Here is a 14264-nt window from a genome sequence, read left to right as displayed (position 1 = left end):
TTTCCATCCCGGAAGCCGAGCGACGCAACAAGGATTTGCGCGCCGACTATCTGCGCGCTGCCGATATCGCGATCCTCTGCCTGCCGGACGATGCTTCCAAGGAAGCTGTCACGCTGCTGGAAGGTCACAACTCGACCCGCATCATCGATACCTCGACCGCACATCGGGTACATGCCGACTGGGCCTATGGTTTTGCAGAGCTTGCAAAAGGACAGCGTGAGCGGATCTCTGAGGCACGGCTCGTTGCCAATCCCGGCTGCTATCCGACGGGTGCAATCGCACTGGTGCGCCCATTGCGCGACGCTGGCCTGCTGGCTGCGGATTATCCGATCAGCGTCAACGCGGTTTCCGGCTATACGGGCGGCGGCAAGCAGATGATCGCGCAAATGGAAGACAAGAACCATCCAGAGCATCTCGCAGCCAATAACTTCCTTTACGGCTTGTCGTTGCACCACAAGCATGTGCCGGAACTTCAGTTGCATGGCCGTCTGGATCGTCGTCCGATTTTCAGCCCAAGCGTGGGCCGTTTCCCGCAGGGTATGATCGTTCAGGTTCCGCTGTTTGTTACCGAGCTAGAAGGCACTCCATCGCTCAAGGATATTCATGCCGCTCTGACTGCACATTACGCCGGTCAGGATATTGTGGAAGTGGTTTCGCTTGATGAAAGCAGCAAGCTTGCGCGCGTCGATGCTGAGGAGCTTGCAGGCAAGGATGGCATGAAGCTGTTCGTGTTTGGCACGGAAGGTGACAATCAGGTCAATCTCGTGGCGCTGCTCGACAATCTCGGCAAGGGTGCTTCGGGTGCCGCTGTTCAGAACATGAACCTGATGCTTGGAAAAGCTTAATGACGGAAAGGCCGATATTCCCTGCCGAATGGAATATCGGCTCTTTTGAGCCACTGGCTGATACACATTCAAGCCTCGTCTGGAAAGTCGAACGCAACGACTATCCAGACGAGGTTTTTGTTATCAAGCAGCTGAAGCCTGCAGGAATGGAGGAATTGCGTGGCGCGCATTATCTTTCATGGCGTGACGGTCAAGGCGCTGCAAAGCTTTACGACCTCAAGGGCACGTCGATGCTGCTCGAATATGCGGGCAGCTATCATCTTGATCAGCACCTGAAGAACGGTAAAGACGGCGAGTGCCTGACAGTTTTCGGTGAGGTTCTGGCTGCACTGCATCAGCCTTCTCCCGCTGCCGTTCCCACTGATCTGCAGCCTTTGGATAAGCATTTCGCAGGTCTGTTTGCAGTCGCCAATGAAAGCCCGGTCTATGCGGAAGCCGCATCCCTAGCCCAACGCCTTCTGTCATCGCCACATAGCGCCATTCCGCTGCATGGTGACATTCACCACGAGAACGTCATTTGGGGGCCGCGTGGCTGGCTGGTGATCGATCCCCATGGACTGATAGGTGATGCAGCATTCGATGCCGCCAATATCTTCTACAATCCGCTTGATCGCGATGATCTGTGCCTTGATCTTCAACGCGCAAGGCACATGGCCGAGCATTTCGCGCCAATTCTCAAACGCGATCCAGCCTATGTTCTGGATTATGCTTTTGCTTATGGCTGCCTTTCGGCGGCGTGGCACCGTGAAGACGGCAATGATGCCGATGAAGCGCGGGAGCTGAAAATAGCCTCCGCGCTACGAAGCCTGCGCCTGACGGCTTAGGCTCGGGACCCCTTCATAATAGGCCCGAAGCCTATCCCTCGTAAGCGCCCTTCGTTGCGCGCCAATGCGCCACAGCAAAGGCCAGCACCATCAGCGCAACAAACTGGTGTGTGAGACCGAGATCAAGAGGAACGCTCATCAGAAGTGTTGCAATGCCGATGGCTGCCTGTACCAGTATCAGGCCCAGCAGAACGATGGTCCGGCGCGCATGGGTTGTTGCAGCTGCGTCTTTCCAGACCTGCACGGCATGAAGCACAGCCAGAACCAGCACCGTATAGGCAAACATCCGGTGAACGAACTGCACAGTCTTTGGATTTTCAAACAGGTTACGCCACCAAGGCGATTGTATGAACAGATCTGACGGAATGATCGCGCCGTCCATCAATGGCCAGGTGTTATAAGTCAGACCGGCATGAAGACCGGCAACCAGACCGCCAAGATAAATCTGTATCAGCACCGCAAATACCAGCCAGCCAGCGAAACGCTGGATAGACCGTTCCGCCGGGCGTTCGGTATATTTCACCAAACCGCGGGCGATGTAGAACACTGCCGTTATGATGACGCAGGCTGTGGTCAGATGGATCGCCAGGCGATACTGGCTGACGCTTGTGCGCTCGCTCAGGCCAGACGCAACCATCCACCAGCCGATTGCGCCCTGAAAACCGCCCAATGCAAGCAGACCGAGCATACGATATTTCAGTGTTGTATTAAGACGGCCCGTAAGCCAAAAGAACGCAAGCGGCACGGCTACCAGAAAGCCCACGAAGCGGGCCAGCATACGATGCGCCCATTCCCACCAGAAGATGAACTGAAACTCTTCGAGGGCCATGCCCTTGTTAATCTGCTGATATTGCGGAATCTGGCGGTATTTATCGAATTCTTCCAGCCATTCTGCATGATTGAGTGGCGGAATAACGCCATGGATTGGCTTCCACTCGGTAATCGACAGTCCTGAGCCTGTCATGCGGGTGGCGCCGCCGACCATGACAATGGCGATCAGAACGACAAAAACCGCATAGAGCCAATACCGGATCAACCGACGATTTGTATCATCGCGGGATCTTGTTGCACCCTGCCCTTCATGTCGAACGGAAACTGCCGCCATGCCATCTCTTCCTTCAATATTTAGTCAGGGATACATGCCGCATAGGCGAAGCGGTTACAAGACAGGTTCACGCGACATGCCGACGCGTTTTCGCTTCCTTTGCGCGTGCTCACGAGCTAGTGAAGACAGGACAGAGGAGAAAGACATGCCCGTTCGGCTGAAAAAACTCATTGGCACGTTTCTGCTGGTAGCCCTTGTGATTATCTATGCAGTTTTTGCAACGATCATCGCTGTAGCCCAGCTCGCCAATTCACCGGCGTGGGTACATCTGCTCTACTTCCTTCTCACAGGTCTTTTATGGGTTTTACCAGCCATGGGTATTATCTGGTGGATGGCACAACCTCCGCGCCAAAAACGTCACTGATTATTTTGCGGGGGCGGGTCGAACGTGACTGACAAGGCAACAGTTAGCCTGACACCGCGGCTCATCACCGATTATGAGCAGTTGCGCGATATCTGGTCAAAACAGGATGCCGTCCACGGGAATGCTCAAAGTTTTGACTGGATCGACTGCTGGCGCAGGCAAGTTAATGCGGATAGCTTTGTAGCGGGTCTTTTTGCTGGCAACGAGCCCATCATGCTATTGCCATTGGAAGCCCTAAGAATGAATGGCGCACGTGTTCTGCGCTATCCCGGTGGAAGCCACGCGAATTGCAATTTCCCATGGCTTGACGGTCAGGTTGATTACAAATCAATCGAAAATCTTGTGACAGCTATACGCAAAGCGCGCCCAGACGTGGATGTGCTTTCACTGACGCGGCAGCTACCGTCCTTATCCGGGCGCGATAATCCGTTGCTACAGACTAAGAGCGCAGAGAACCCTAATCCGGTTCTTGCGGCATCTATCGCTTGCGGCTTTGAAAGCGTGCTGGAGCGCAGCAACGCCAAGCGTAAACTTAAAAAACATCGTCAGCATGGTCGGCGTTATGAAGAAGCTGGCGGATGGCGGATTTATAGGCCTGAATCTCGTCTGCAATCTGAGCAGGCGCTCGACGCATTCTTTGCACTCAAAGCCCACCGTTTTAAACAAATGGGAATAAGCGACCCTTTTGCAGCAGCAGACATTCAGGCCTTCTTCAAACAGCTTTATAGCCATGCTGCAGAACAGCAATCTCCAAATTTCGAACTTCAGGTTCTGGAGGTGAACGGCAAAATCCGTTCGCTTATTGGCAAGAGCATCTCGAAATCCGGGCCAACCGTCGAGTTCAGCGCCATTGCCGATGATGAGTTGATGACCGCCAGCCCCGGCGAGTTTTTGTTCTATGAAGATATCAAGAAAAACTGCGAGAGCGGACGAGACATCTATAGTTTCGGTATCGGCGATGAACCCTATAAGCGGGAATGGTGCGATATCCAATCCAGCATATACGACACCATCATTCCGCTGACTGCAAAAGGCAAAGCATTCACTGTATTGCAATCAGTAAGAAGCAAGATGGTTGCTGCAATCAAGGGCAATCCGCGCCTATGGCAATTAGCCAAGACTATGCGGAGCAAATTGGCCCGACGCTGAGATTTCAAGATAAGCGCTTCCCGATCTGATTCAGTTGAAAGCGCTATCTCATTGATCGGGAATCGAAATCAGGCTGTCGGCCGTGGCATTTCAGAACTGGAAGCAGCCGCAGCATGGGCCGGATTATCCATCAGAATGATGACGTCTTCATAGCCACCCTGATCCATATCAAGGGCTGCCATAACGACACTGTTGTCGTCAGGATCGACAATATTCATGATAACCAATGCCGGACCATCTGCGATACGGCGTATCTGACGTGAGGTCGAAGGACCACATTCGACAACGACGAAATCATAAACCGTTTCCAGCGCGTCAAGAATATACGGCAGGCGATCAGCCGAACGCATTGCGCTTTCCGGCTCAACTTTACCAAGCGGCATTACATGCGCCTGAGAATAATGGTCGGTGTGAATGACGTCATTGAAGCGGCGTTCTCCGGCGAGAAGCTCTGTAATGCCAGCACGGTTGCCGCCATCCAGCATTGTCCGCCCCAACGTACCATAGGCAGTCATATCGATCAGAATGGCACGCTTGCCACGATCCGCCAGCTCGCGCAGCAACCGAACAGTGCCCGCGGAAGCCGCATCGCCTTCTGGCGAAACCGCGATAACGCGCTTCAATTTGTTCGCCACGAGCCTATCTGCAACCGCTTTCACACCATTCGGGTTTTCCGGAACGGCTGGAGCATTCTGGTCGATTTCGACCAAAGCTTCCGTCATGAATGGCGATGTCCAATGCCGGACCGGCCTGTGAGAGCCTTCTAGTTCATTTTCCGAAGGCGGAACAAAAGCCATATCGGTCGCAGCCTCAATGACCGGCATTTCAATTTCTTCGACCGAAACAATGCGCCTTCCATCCGCAGTTACAAATGCCCGACCGCTGAACAGCTCACGTAGCAATACGAAGATTGAAAGAATGAGAAGCCCGGCAACAAAGGTTGCGCTGACGATAGGCAAGATCTTCGGATAATAAGGAACCGCAGGTGCATCGGCACGCGAGAAGATGCGCGCATCGGCAGGAACATAATTGCGATCCGTTCGCGATGCAGCTTCGCGATAACGCGTCAGATAAGTTTCCAGAAGCTGACGCTGAGCCGCGGCTTCACGCTCAAGAGCCCGCAACTCTACTTCCTGCGCGCCAGCCTGTGCGGCCTGTGCTTTGACACGATTAAGCTCGCGGTTAAGCTCATCTTCGCGAAGTTTCGCGGCGTTCACCTCATTATTGAGGCTCGCAAGCAATTTGCGACCTTCCGCATTAATCTGACGATCCAGATCGGCAAGCTGCGAACGCAAAGCCTTAATACGCGGATGACCTTCAAGTAGCGTCACCGATAGATCAGCAATTTGCGCGTTGAGTTCAATGCGACGTTCAGCAAGGCGCTGCATCATGCCTGACGCAACCACATCGGGCAGCGTATCAACCGGCACACCCGAAGCGAGTGCCTGACGGACGCTCTCGGCACGAGCTTCCGAAGCGGCACGATTGGCGCGCAGACGCGTAAGTTCGGTTGTAACTTCTGTGAGCTGCTGGGCGGCGATGGTGGTGTTCGTCTGTCCGGTCAGAAGTCCTTGGGCCGCACGATAATCAGCGACTTTCTTTTCTGAATCGCGAACCTTACCGCGCAGATCCTCGATTTCAGGCGCAAGCCAGCCGGTAGCATCGTCATTGGATTGAAGTTTTGCAGCACCTTGAAGCGCGATATATGCGTCTGCAACCGCATTTGCGATATCAGCTGCTTCCTGCGCACTGGCAGACGTATATTGAACCACGATCACGCGTGAACCAGCGACATTAAAGACTTGCAGGTTCTGACGCAGAATCTGCAACACGCGCTCTTCGGGCGTCAGATTTTCTGGGTTGTTACGCATCCCAAGAAGAATCAAGACACGCGTCCAAGGCCTTATATTCGTTGAGGTAAATGCCTCGTTTTGGGTAAGCTTGAGCCTGTCTGCGACCTGCTTCAAAAGATCGCCAGAGGTTAGAACCTCGACCTGACTTTTAACGCCTTCGGGGTCCATGACCGGACGTTCAGTCGTAGCTTCACCATTGGGGCGCGTAAAAACGGACTCGCGCGATTCAATCAGAATGCGCGTTTCTGCACGATAGTCCGGGGTGATAAGCAGACAAATAATCCACGCCAGCACAGCCATGATGGCTGCACCACTGATAATCAAAAGCCAATTGCGGCGTAGGCTCGCAAAGAGCGCACCGATATCAATATCTGCGTCTTTCGACAGGCTATCGACTTCAGTCATTCCGACACTCCGCGAGACAACGGTTCTCGAGCAACCGCCCTCACCCATACAAAGGCAAACAGCCAATTTTGTAAGGAAACGTAAACGAACAAGGTAACCAGACCGTTAAACACACGCATCGCAATGTTAATACCAAGGCTCAAATTGCTGACGCAGCAAGGATCGCCGCACGAATTAGCAGAGGACAAACGGGTTTTATTCAATACGCCCTGTATAAGCTGCCCAAGTATAAAGATTTTTCATCCGAATGGCGGTTCTTTACCAGCCATTAACCTTAATCAAACGATAACATCACTCATAAGCATTCGGATATTCGTGATCCGAATCTCTAAATGCGGCAGGCTTTTCGGAAGAGACCGAGGCAACAATGACAATGCAGAAAACTCATAAAAAGCGCTCGGGCCACGTGGTCCTCATCGCGCTCGGCCTCGCGGCGATGACGCTTTCCGCATGTTCAAGCTATCGCCCTGCTCCTCCGGCTTTTCATGCAGCACTGAATGAGCCTTATATGCTCAATTCTGGCGACCGCGTGCGCGTTACCGTATTTGAGCAGGCAAGCCTCACCAATAATTATAGCGTCGATCAATCGGGCTACATCGCTTTCCCGCTTATTGGCAGCGTTCCTGCGAGCGGCAAAACCGTAAAGCAGCTTGAAGGCGTTATCGCGTCCAAACTGCGCGGCGGCTACCTTCGCGATCCAGATGTAAGTGTCGAGGTTGATCGCTATCGACCCATCTTCATCATGGGTGAAGTCGGTGGCTCCGGTCAGTATTCATATGTGCCGGGCATGACTGTTCAGAAAGCCATTGCTGCGGCTGGCGGTTTCAGCCCTCGCGCCAATCAGGAGAATGTAGACATCACGCGCACCGTTAACGGCGAAGTGGTGACAGGCCGGGTTCTGATCTCTGATCCGATCCTGCCGGGTGACACAGTCTATGTCCGCGAACGTCTGTTCTGATGGCGATAAATGTCTGATGAAAAAAGCGTTTCCCCACTTCGGATCGTCCATTGTTTCCGTGAGCCAACCGGCGGGCTGTTCCGCCATGTGCGTGATCTCGTCGCGACGCAAGCTCAAAATGGACATCAGGTCGGCATCGTCTGCGATGCTACGACCGGCGGTCCGCGTGAAGAAGCGTTGCTCGAAGAGTTACAGCCGTACCTTACGCTTGGTATCCACCGTATCGCCATGCAACGACATATCGGCACTGGCGATATCAAAGCGGCATTCAAAGCGTATCGTATCATCAAGAAATTGCAGCCGGACATCCTGCACGGTCATGGCGCCAAAGGTGGCGTTTATGCACGTCTGTTCGGTTCAGTCCTACGGGTTTTTAAGTCTCGCGTAGCCCGTATCTATTCACCGCATGGCGGTAGCCTGCATTTCGACAGAAAGACACGCCGCGGTGGCGCTGTCTTTCTCATCGAAAAACTGCTGGCGCCGCTGACCGACGCTGTTCTGTTTGTTTCAAATTTTGAGAAGCGAACATACGAAGAGAAAGTCGGTCGACCATATGATCTTCATGCGGTCATCTATAATGGTTTGTCCGATGAAGAGTTTGTTCATGCGGCAACCGTACCAGACGCCACCGATTTTCTATTTGTCGGAACCATGCGTGCCTTGAAGGGCCCTGATCTGTTGATCCGCGCCCTCGCCGACCTTCGCGACAAACACAACCAACGCTTCACCACGACAATCATAGGCGACGGCGCCGAGAAGCCGGAATTTCTGGCGCTCTCAGATGAGCTGGGAATGGCGGACCAAATCCGTTTTATGTCTGGAATGGCAGCACGCGAAGCTTTTGCGCTCGGGAAAGTCATGGTCGTGCCATCGCGTGCAGAAGCTTTTCCCTATATCGTTCTGGAAGCTTTGGCTGCTGGAAAGGCTGTGCTCGCGAGCAATGTCGGTGGCATCCCAGAAATCTTCGGCCCCAGCTCTCCTTCTCTCGTCGAACCCGACGTGGAGAAATTGGCAGCTAAGCTGCTTGTCATCATGAACGACGAAGACAGCTTTAAGGCTTCCATGCCCGACACCTCGCGCTTGCATGAGCGCTTCAGCCTCCAGACAATGGCACATTCTATAGAATTGGTTTACCGTGAGGCACGATCCTAACGATCTTATCGTGATGGAGGCCGTTTAATCAGCAATTCCTTAGGATTTGCCTTTAAAGATAGCCCGGCACTTTGATTAGTAGGGGTAAAACTGTGCGGGATAATAATACGCCTTCTCCAAACAGCCTTGAGGCAAGCAATGCCAGCGGTGCGAAGGATTCCAAGCAGAACGAACGGGTAGAACTGAACCCGATGGCGCGCCAGATGGCCGAGCAATATGCTCGTGACACATTGTCACCAACCATGGTGAGCGGGGTCATCAGGCTCGTTGAGTTCGGCATTGTTTTTCTGACGGGCGTATTCAGTTTCGCTTATTACGTAAGCTTCAACACTCCTCATTTGCTTTATTATTTCCTGATCATGGCCGCAGGCGGTGGCCTGTATGTGCTTTCGATGGAAATAAACAACGGCTATCAGATCAATATTCTGCGTAGCCCCAGCCGCCATTTGAAACGCGTCATCATCAGCTGGGCGACGGTTCTTGGTACAGTCGCCGTCGCTGGCTTTCTGTTTAAAGTTTCGTCCGACTTTTCGCGTGCCTGGTTTCTTATCTGGGCCTTGAGCGGTCTGATTGTTCTCATTATTTGCCGTCTGTTCGTTTCATGGCGCATCCGCCGCTGGGCACGAAACGGTATCATGGAGCGTCGCGCCGTAATCGTCGGTGGTGGCCCTAACGCTGAAGCGCTGATCCGCTCGCTCGAGCAACAGCCGGATAATGATATTCGCATTTGCGGCATTTTCGATGATCGCGATGATAAACGCTCTCCACCTATCGTCGCTGGCTATCCCAAGCTTGGAAACATCAAAGAACTCATAGAATTTGCACGTATCGCCTATATCGACATGCTGATCGTCTCTCTGCCGATCAGTGCTGAAGAGCGTATTCTAATGATCTTGAACAAGCTTTGGGTCCTGCCGGTCGATATTCGTCTTTCGGCCCTCAACAATCATCTTCGCTTCCGTCCCCGTGCTTATTCCTACATCGGCACCGTGCCGATGCTGGATATTTTCGACAAACCAATCAACGATTGGGATTCTGTCGCGAAACGTATTTTCGACATTACCTTCAGTCTGCTTGGCATCATTTTCCTTTCGCCGATCATGCTGGCCACAGCCATTGCCATCAAGCTCGACAGCAAGGGACCTGTAATCTTCAAGCAGAAGCGCCATGGCTTTAACAACGAAGTGATCAATGTCTGGAAGTTCCGCTCGATGTACACCGAGCTTAGCGACCCGACAGCGCGCAATGCCGTCACTAAAAATGATCCGCGTGTAACTCGAGTTGGCCGCTTTATCCGCAAAACGTCTATCGATGAGCTGCCACAGTTCTTCAACTCGCTAACCGGATCGCTGTCCCTCGTCGGACCTCGCCCCCATGCAGTAGCTGCTCACTCACACAATGTGCTCTACAACGAAGTGGTTGACGGCTATTTCGCCCGCCACCGCGTAAAACCGGGCGTAACAGGCTGGGCTCAGATCAATGGCTGGCGCGGCGAAATCGACAATGACGACAAGATCAGAATGCGCACCGAATATGATCTGTTTTATATTGAAAACTGGTCGCTTTGGTTTGACCTGAAGATCCTGTTTCTCACGCCGATCCGACTTCTCAATACGGAAAATGCTTATTGAGCGCGATTTCCCATAGCGTCAACGATGCGGCTCAAAATCGGCGTAGCCTGCCTGCTGCCGATGTTGCGGGCAAGCGCGCACTGAACAGGCTGATCAGTAATTTCGCTATAGGGTTCGGTGTATTTCTGCTTGGGTTCGTCATGAGCGAGCCCGCGCCGTATGAACTCTATATGGTCGCGCTCATTAGTGTAGCGCTGCTTTTCGGGATGCGGTTGACGCGGACCAGTATGGTGCTGCTTGCAATCTTCACCATGTTCAATTTCGGCGGCATGATTTCCGTCATGCAGATGGCGGATACCAAGGATGCGCCGCTTTACATCGCTGTGTCGCTCTTCCTGGCCTTCACAGCGGTTTTCTATGCAGCAATCATCGAAGCCGACTATCGGCGCCTGAAAACGATCTTCAATGCCTATCTGCTCATCGGTCTTGTATCTTCGCTATTGGGAATTGCTGGCTATCTCAATCTTTTCCCCGGTGCGGAAATCTTCACGCGTTATGATCGTGCTAAAGGGGCATTTCAGGATTCTAACGTCTACGCTCCGTTTCTGGTTCTGCCTTTTACATGGTGCCTTTACCGTATCATGCGCGGAAATATGCGCGATCTCCTGATTTACATGCCGCTGTGTTGCGTGCTTGTGCTGGGCATATTGGTATCGTTCTCACGCGCCGCATGGGGGATGGTTCCCCTCTCCTTCATTTGCATTTTCGCAGTTCTGTTTTTGCAAAGTGAAAGCAACAAGTTCCGGCTGCGGCTTATAACGATTGGCCTCCTCTCTGTTGTCGTGATTGTTCTCACTGTGCTGCTGTTGCTGCAGATCCCAGATGTTCGCTCCTTCTTTCTCGAGCGCGCACAGCTGGAACAAAGCTACGATAGCGCGCGGCTGGGCCGCTTTGCACGTCATTGGCTGGGCATGTGGTTAGCCACCGAACATCCCTTGGGCATTGGACCGCTTGAGTTTGGGCCTATGTTTGGTGAGGACACGCATAATACCTGGCTAAAAGCGGTACTCGACTATGGATGGATCGGTTTCATAAGCTTTATGACGTTGACTTTTCTAACGCTCGGCATTGGTTTCAAACTGATGTTTCGAAACCGCCCGTGGCAGCCATTTCTGATGTGCGCCTATGCTGCCTATCTAGGGCATGTGCTGATCGGCAATGTCATTGATACCGATCACTGGCGTCATTTCTATTTGCTGTTCGGCATTATTTGGGGGTGCGCGGGGCTGGAGTATAAATACCAGCGCAAAGCTGCTGAACCTCAGCCATGTGCAACTAACCGTCTCTAGGAAAATCGCTTTGCAGCTTCTTATCTATGTCGCCGCAGCTTTGTTTGAAATCGCAGGCTGTTTTACATTCTGGGCGTGGCTCAAACTCGATAAGTCGCAGCTCTGGCTCATTCCCGGGCTGGTTTGCCTTGGGCTCTTTGCTTACCTGCTTACACTGATTGAAAGTGACGCTGCTGGCCGTGCTTACGCCGCTTATGGCGGTATTTACATCATCGCTTCGATTGTTTGGATTTGGGCTGCAGAAGGAATGCGTCCAGACCGTTGGGATATCATTGGTGCCGCAACGGCCTTTGTCGGTACCTGCATCATCCTCTTCGTCCCACGATCCTGATTGGATCAGCTGATTTTGCTGAACTCGATGTAGAAATCGCGGATACCGGACGCCAGAAACTGCACGGCCACACAGGTCAGCAGAAAGCCCATGATCTTTGTCACAGCCTGCATACCGTGTTCCCCGAGCACCTTTTCAATCAGTGAGGCAGACGAGAGTGCGAGATAAGCAACGCAGATCGTGATGGCGATACCAACAATGACAATCCCATGGCCGATGATTGTGTGCTCAAACGGAATCTGCGATCCAAAGCTCATAATAACCGCAATAGAGCCCGGCCCAGCAAGGCTCGGCATTGCGAGTGGTGAGAAAGAATAATCCAGATCAGCTTTTTTGATATCGGCGGGCTCTGCATCTACTTCTGATGACGAATCCTCCCCTGAGAAAATCATCCGCAACGCCAAGATCATGATGATCAGCCCGCCAGCGACGCGAATACCTGGCATGGATATGCTGAAAAGCGAGATGATCCCGTTTCCGAGCAATAGAAATGCTGTGAGAATCGAAAATGCATAAATACATGCTTTTCGCGCCTGAACACGTTTGTTTTCAGCACTCATGCGCTTGGTCAGCGACATATATAAGGGAATTGTCGTCAAGGGATTCATAATAGGCAAAAGACCAATCACGACGATTGAAACGTATTTGACGAAATCAATGATCAAACTCATCACTACATGCCTCGCACATCAAGCATCAACCTGAAAAAGACGAATAAATACCGCTTGAGATCAGATAACAGCAATAATTTCAGCAATGAAAGAACGATTCCTCTTAAATATAACATTCGTGAAGCGCCGCATTATACAAATAAATATTTTAAACCAAATGGTAAAATTTCTTTTCGTTTGGAAAATATCAATCAACCAAACTTGCATCATATAAGACAATCCCACTTCATAATTGTGAGCGAACAAGTGCGGTTGTTCAATAACTAAAATTGCGATCTAATCAAGATATACTATTACCAGGCATTTTTTCATTTAACGTGGAAATAGATTTTCGTAACTTCTTTTACTAACTTCATTATGGATCAGTTTATCGTATTACCCCCGTACGTATTCTTATCCAAAATTGCATTAGGTTAACAAAATTGCCCCTGTTCTATACAGGGGCTTTTTTGTGCTTGTGCAGACTGCAGACGGCACTGAGCGCTTCACTTCGGCTACAAAACAATTTTCAAAAATGATGGAAATCCTCAGCCGAAGCTTGTGAAAAGCGTCAGCAAAAGCACCATAAAAACTTCTATTGTTAGGCTTGATTTAATGGTCGGAGCGGCGGGATTCGAACCCACGACCCCTTGACCCCCAGTCAAGTGCGCTACCGGGCTGCGCTACGCTCCGGACCATGAAAAAGCCGTAGAATATAAAGGCTTAAACCGCAAGCCCTTAAAATATGAAAAAAGAACGAAAAGCACACAGATGCAGACCGTGGCGAGCGTCAGAACCAAAAACGCCACGAGAAACGCCACGGGTGTTCTTAATCCGTTCTGCAGCTTTTTTTGGGCGATATAGACGAACATGTCAACCGCCCTACCTCCTTTCAAAAAGGAGGATGCTATGAACGGACCAAAGCGCGAAGGAAATTACCCAGATCGTGGGCTAGACTGTCAGGAAGCCGTAGCCGGTAAACTGGTCGAAGCTATAGACGAAGCCGAAGCGGCAGGATGGGATAGGCTGGAAGCGGCCAAAGCTGTTGTTGAAGCCGCTATCGCTATTCACACCGGCGAACGGGGAACGGACCCGGACGAGTGATGCGCTCTCTTTGGAACTCGGTTGCTATGATTGAATTCATATTTGATTAACTGATTTAGCTTCGATATATCAACCTGCAATGGCGGAAGCAGCTGCGGGGTTGTGTTGGCATTTGTATTGACAATCAACGGTGAAGACTCAATCGAGATTGAGGTGTTAAAGGGCAACGGGGAACATATACATCGTTGTGCAATTGGCTTCTGCGATGAAACTGATAGCGTATTTAGCGTTGTAGTTGCGTTATCGCCACAGCCTGGCAGTGGGGATTTGGGGCACTATGAAATAGTGTTCCATGTGTTAGAGCACCTCTCTGACGGTGAGTTCATTGATTATACAGACGGATTACAGACACGTTTTCTCGATGGTCATGCTCGTGAAATAGTGATGAACATAATTTGCACCTGTACAGCTGGACTGATTGACGCTGTGAAGCCAACTGTAGTAAGCATGGTGACGCGAGAACCAGACTTGCCTGAAAAAGCGCTATTGAAATATCATCGTATCGCCTTAGTTTTCAGTAAGTATGATTATCGTTCGGGTCGCGGGGACCCATGGCACGGTTTACAAATCTGGATGATGGAACGCCTGTAGTCCAGTAGCCGTC

General features: G+C 51.6%; 14 protein-coding genes and 1 tRNA gene. 11 read left to right on the top strand and 4 right to left on the bottom strand.

Annotated elements, in window-relative coordinates:
- On the top strand, positions 1 to 845 hold an 845-nt coding region (gene argC, locus RT142_RS18350), incomplete at its 5' end, for an N-acetyl-gamma-glutamyl-phosphate reductase (protein ID WP_313030541.1).
- Entirely contained in the window at positions 845 to 1669 is an 825-nt protein-coding gene (locus RT142_RS18345) for an aminoglycoside phosphotransferase family protein (RefSeq protein WP_112804958.1), read from the top strand. The genes argC and RT142_RS18345, both read left to right, overlap by 1 nt.
- Positions 1670 to 1700: 31 nt before the next feature.
- Here the strand turns inward: RT142_RS18345 and RT142_RS18340 are convergent, their stop codons facing one another.
- The gene (locus RT142_RS18340) at positions 1701 to 2774 is read right to left on the bottom strand and encodes a COX15/CtaA family protein (protein WP_112804960.1); all 1074 of its coding nucleotides are present in this window, start codon (positions 2772 to 2774) and stop codon (positions 1701 to 1703) included.
- A 145-nt stretch (positions 2775 to 2919) separates the two neighbouring features.
- On the opposite strand from RT142_RS18340, the gene RT142_RS18335 reads away from it, so the two are divergent.
- Both RT142_RS18335 and RT142_RS18330 read left to right on the top strand, forming a co-directional pair.
- Entirely contained in the window at positions 2920 to 3138 is a 219-nt protein-coding gene (locus RT142_RS18335) for a DUF2842 domain-containing protein (RefSeq protein ID WP_007874498.1), read from the top strand.
- Between the two features lie 24 nt (positions 3139 to 3162).
- Positions 3163 to 4287 (top strand): GNAT family N-acetyltransferase, encoded by a 1125-nt coding sequence (locus tag RT142_RS18330; protein WP_313030535.1) that lies wholly within the window; start codon positions 3163 to 3165, stop codon positions 4285 to 4287.
- A gap of 68 nt (positions 4288 to 4355) precedes the next feature.
- Here the strand turns inward: RT142_RS18330 and RT142_RS18325 are convergent, their stop codons facing one another.
- Positions 4356 to 6545 (bottom strand): exopolysaccharide transport family protein, encoded by a 2190-nt coding sequence (locus RT142_RS18325; RefSeq protein WP_313030533.1) that lies wholly within the window; start codon positions 6543 to 6545, stop codon positions 4356 to 4358.
- A 373-nt stretch (positions 6546 to 6918) separates the two neighbouring features.
- On the opposite strand from RT142_RS18325, the gene RT142_RS18320 reads away from it, so the two are divergent.
- From RT142_RS18320 to RT142_RS18300, 5 genes are all read left to right on the top strand, one after another.
- On the top strand, positions 6919 to 7503 hold the full coding sequence (locus RT142_RS18320) for a polysaccharide biosynthesis/export family protein (protein ID WP_112805176.1): 585 nt from the start codon (positions 6919 to 6921) through the stop codon (positions 7501 to 7503).
- Between the two features lie 9 nt (positions 7504 to 7512).
- Positions 7513 to 8655, top strand: a complete 1143-nt coding sequence (locus RT142_RS18315) for a glycosyltransferase (RefSeq protein WP_313030531.1) — start codon at positions 7513 to 7515, stop codon at positions 8653 to 8655.
- Positions 8656 to 8747: 92 nt separating this feature from the next.
- Positions 8748 to 10286 (top strand): undecaprenyl-phosphate glucose phosphotransferase, encoded by a 1539-nt coding sequence (locus tag RT142_RS18310; protein ID WP_007874491.1) that lies wholly within the window; start codon positions 8748 to 8750, stop codon positions 10284 to 10286.
- Positions 10283 to 11575 (top strand): O-antigen ligase family protein, encoded by a 1293-nt coding sequence (locus RT142_RS18305; RefSeq protein ID WP_113158487.1) that lies wholly within the window; start codon positions 10283 to 10285, stop codon positions 11573 to 11575. The genes RT142_RS18310 and RT142_RS18305 overlap by 4 nt, the downstream gene beginning before the upstream one ends.
- 10 nt (positions 11576 to 11585) lie before the next feature.
- Positions 11586 to 11906 carry a YnfA family protein gene (locus tag RT142_RS18300; protein WP_112804970.1) on the top strand — a complete coding sequence of 107 codons (321 nt, stop codon included), beginning with the start codon at positions 11586 to 11588 and terminating at the stop codon, positions 11904 to 11906.
- 5 nt (positions 11907 to 11911) lie between these two features.
- Here the strand turns inward: RT142_RS18300 and RT142_RS18295 are convergent, their stop codons facing one another.
- Positions 11912 to 12577 (bottom strand): MarC family NAAT transporter, encoded by a 666-nt coding sequence (locus RT142_RS18295; protein ID WP_112804972.1) that lies wholly within the window; start codon positions 12575 to 12577, stop codon positions 11912 to 11914.
- 595 nt (positions 12578 to 13172) lie between these two features.
- A tRNA-Pro gene (locus tag RT142_RS18290) sits at positions 13173 to 13249 on the bottom strand.
- Positions 13250 to 13465: 216 nt separating this feature from the next.
- Here RT142_RS18290 and RT142_RS18285 point away from each other — a divergent pair.
- Both RT142_RS18285 and RT142_RS18280 read left to right on the top strand, forming a co-directional pair.
- A complete protein-coding gene (locus tag RT142_RS18285) occupies positions 13466 to 13660 on the top strand; it encodes a hypothetical protein (protein WP_313030527.1) in 195 nt (64 codons plus the stop codon).
- Between the two features lie 105 nt (positions 13661 to 13765).
- Positions 13766 to 14251 (top strand): hypothetical protein, encoded by a 486-nt coding sequence (locus RT142_RS18280; protein WP_313030525.1) that lies wholly within the window; start codon positions 13766 to 13768, stop codon positions 14249 to 14251.
- Positions 14252 to 14264: the final 13 nt, after the last annotated feature.

The sequence above is a fragment of the Brucella sp. genome (assembly GCF_032066345.1).
Classification (GTDB): Bacteria; Pseudomonadota; Alphaproteobacteria; order Rhizobiales; family Rhizobiaceae; genus Brucella; species Brucella pseudogrignonensis.
This window is presented reverse-complemented; position numbering and strand designations above follow the sequence as displayed.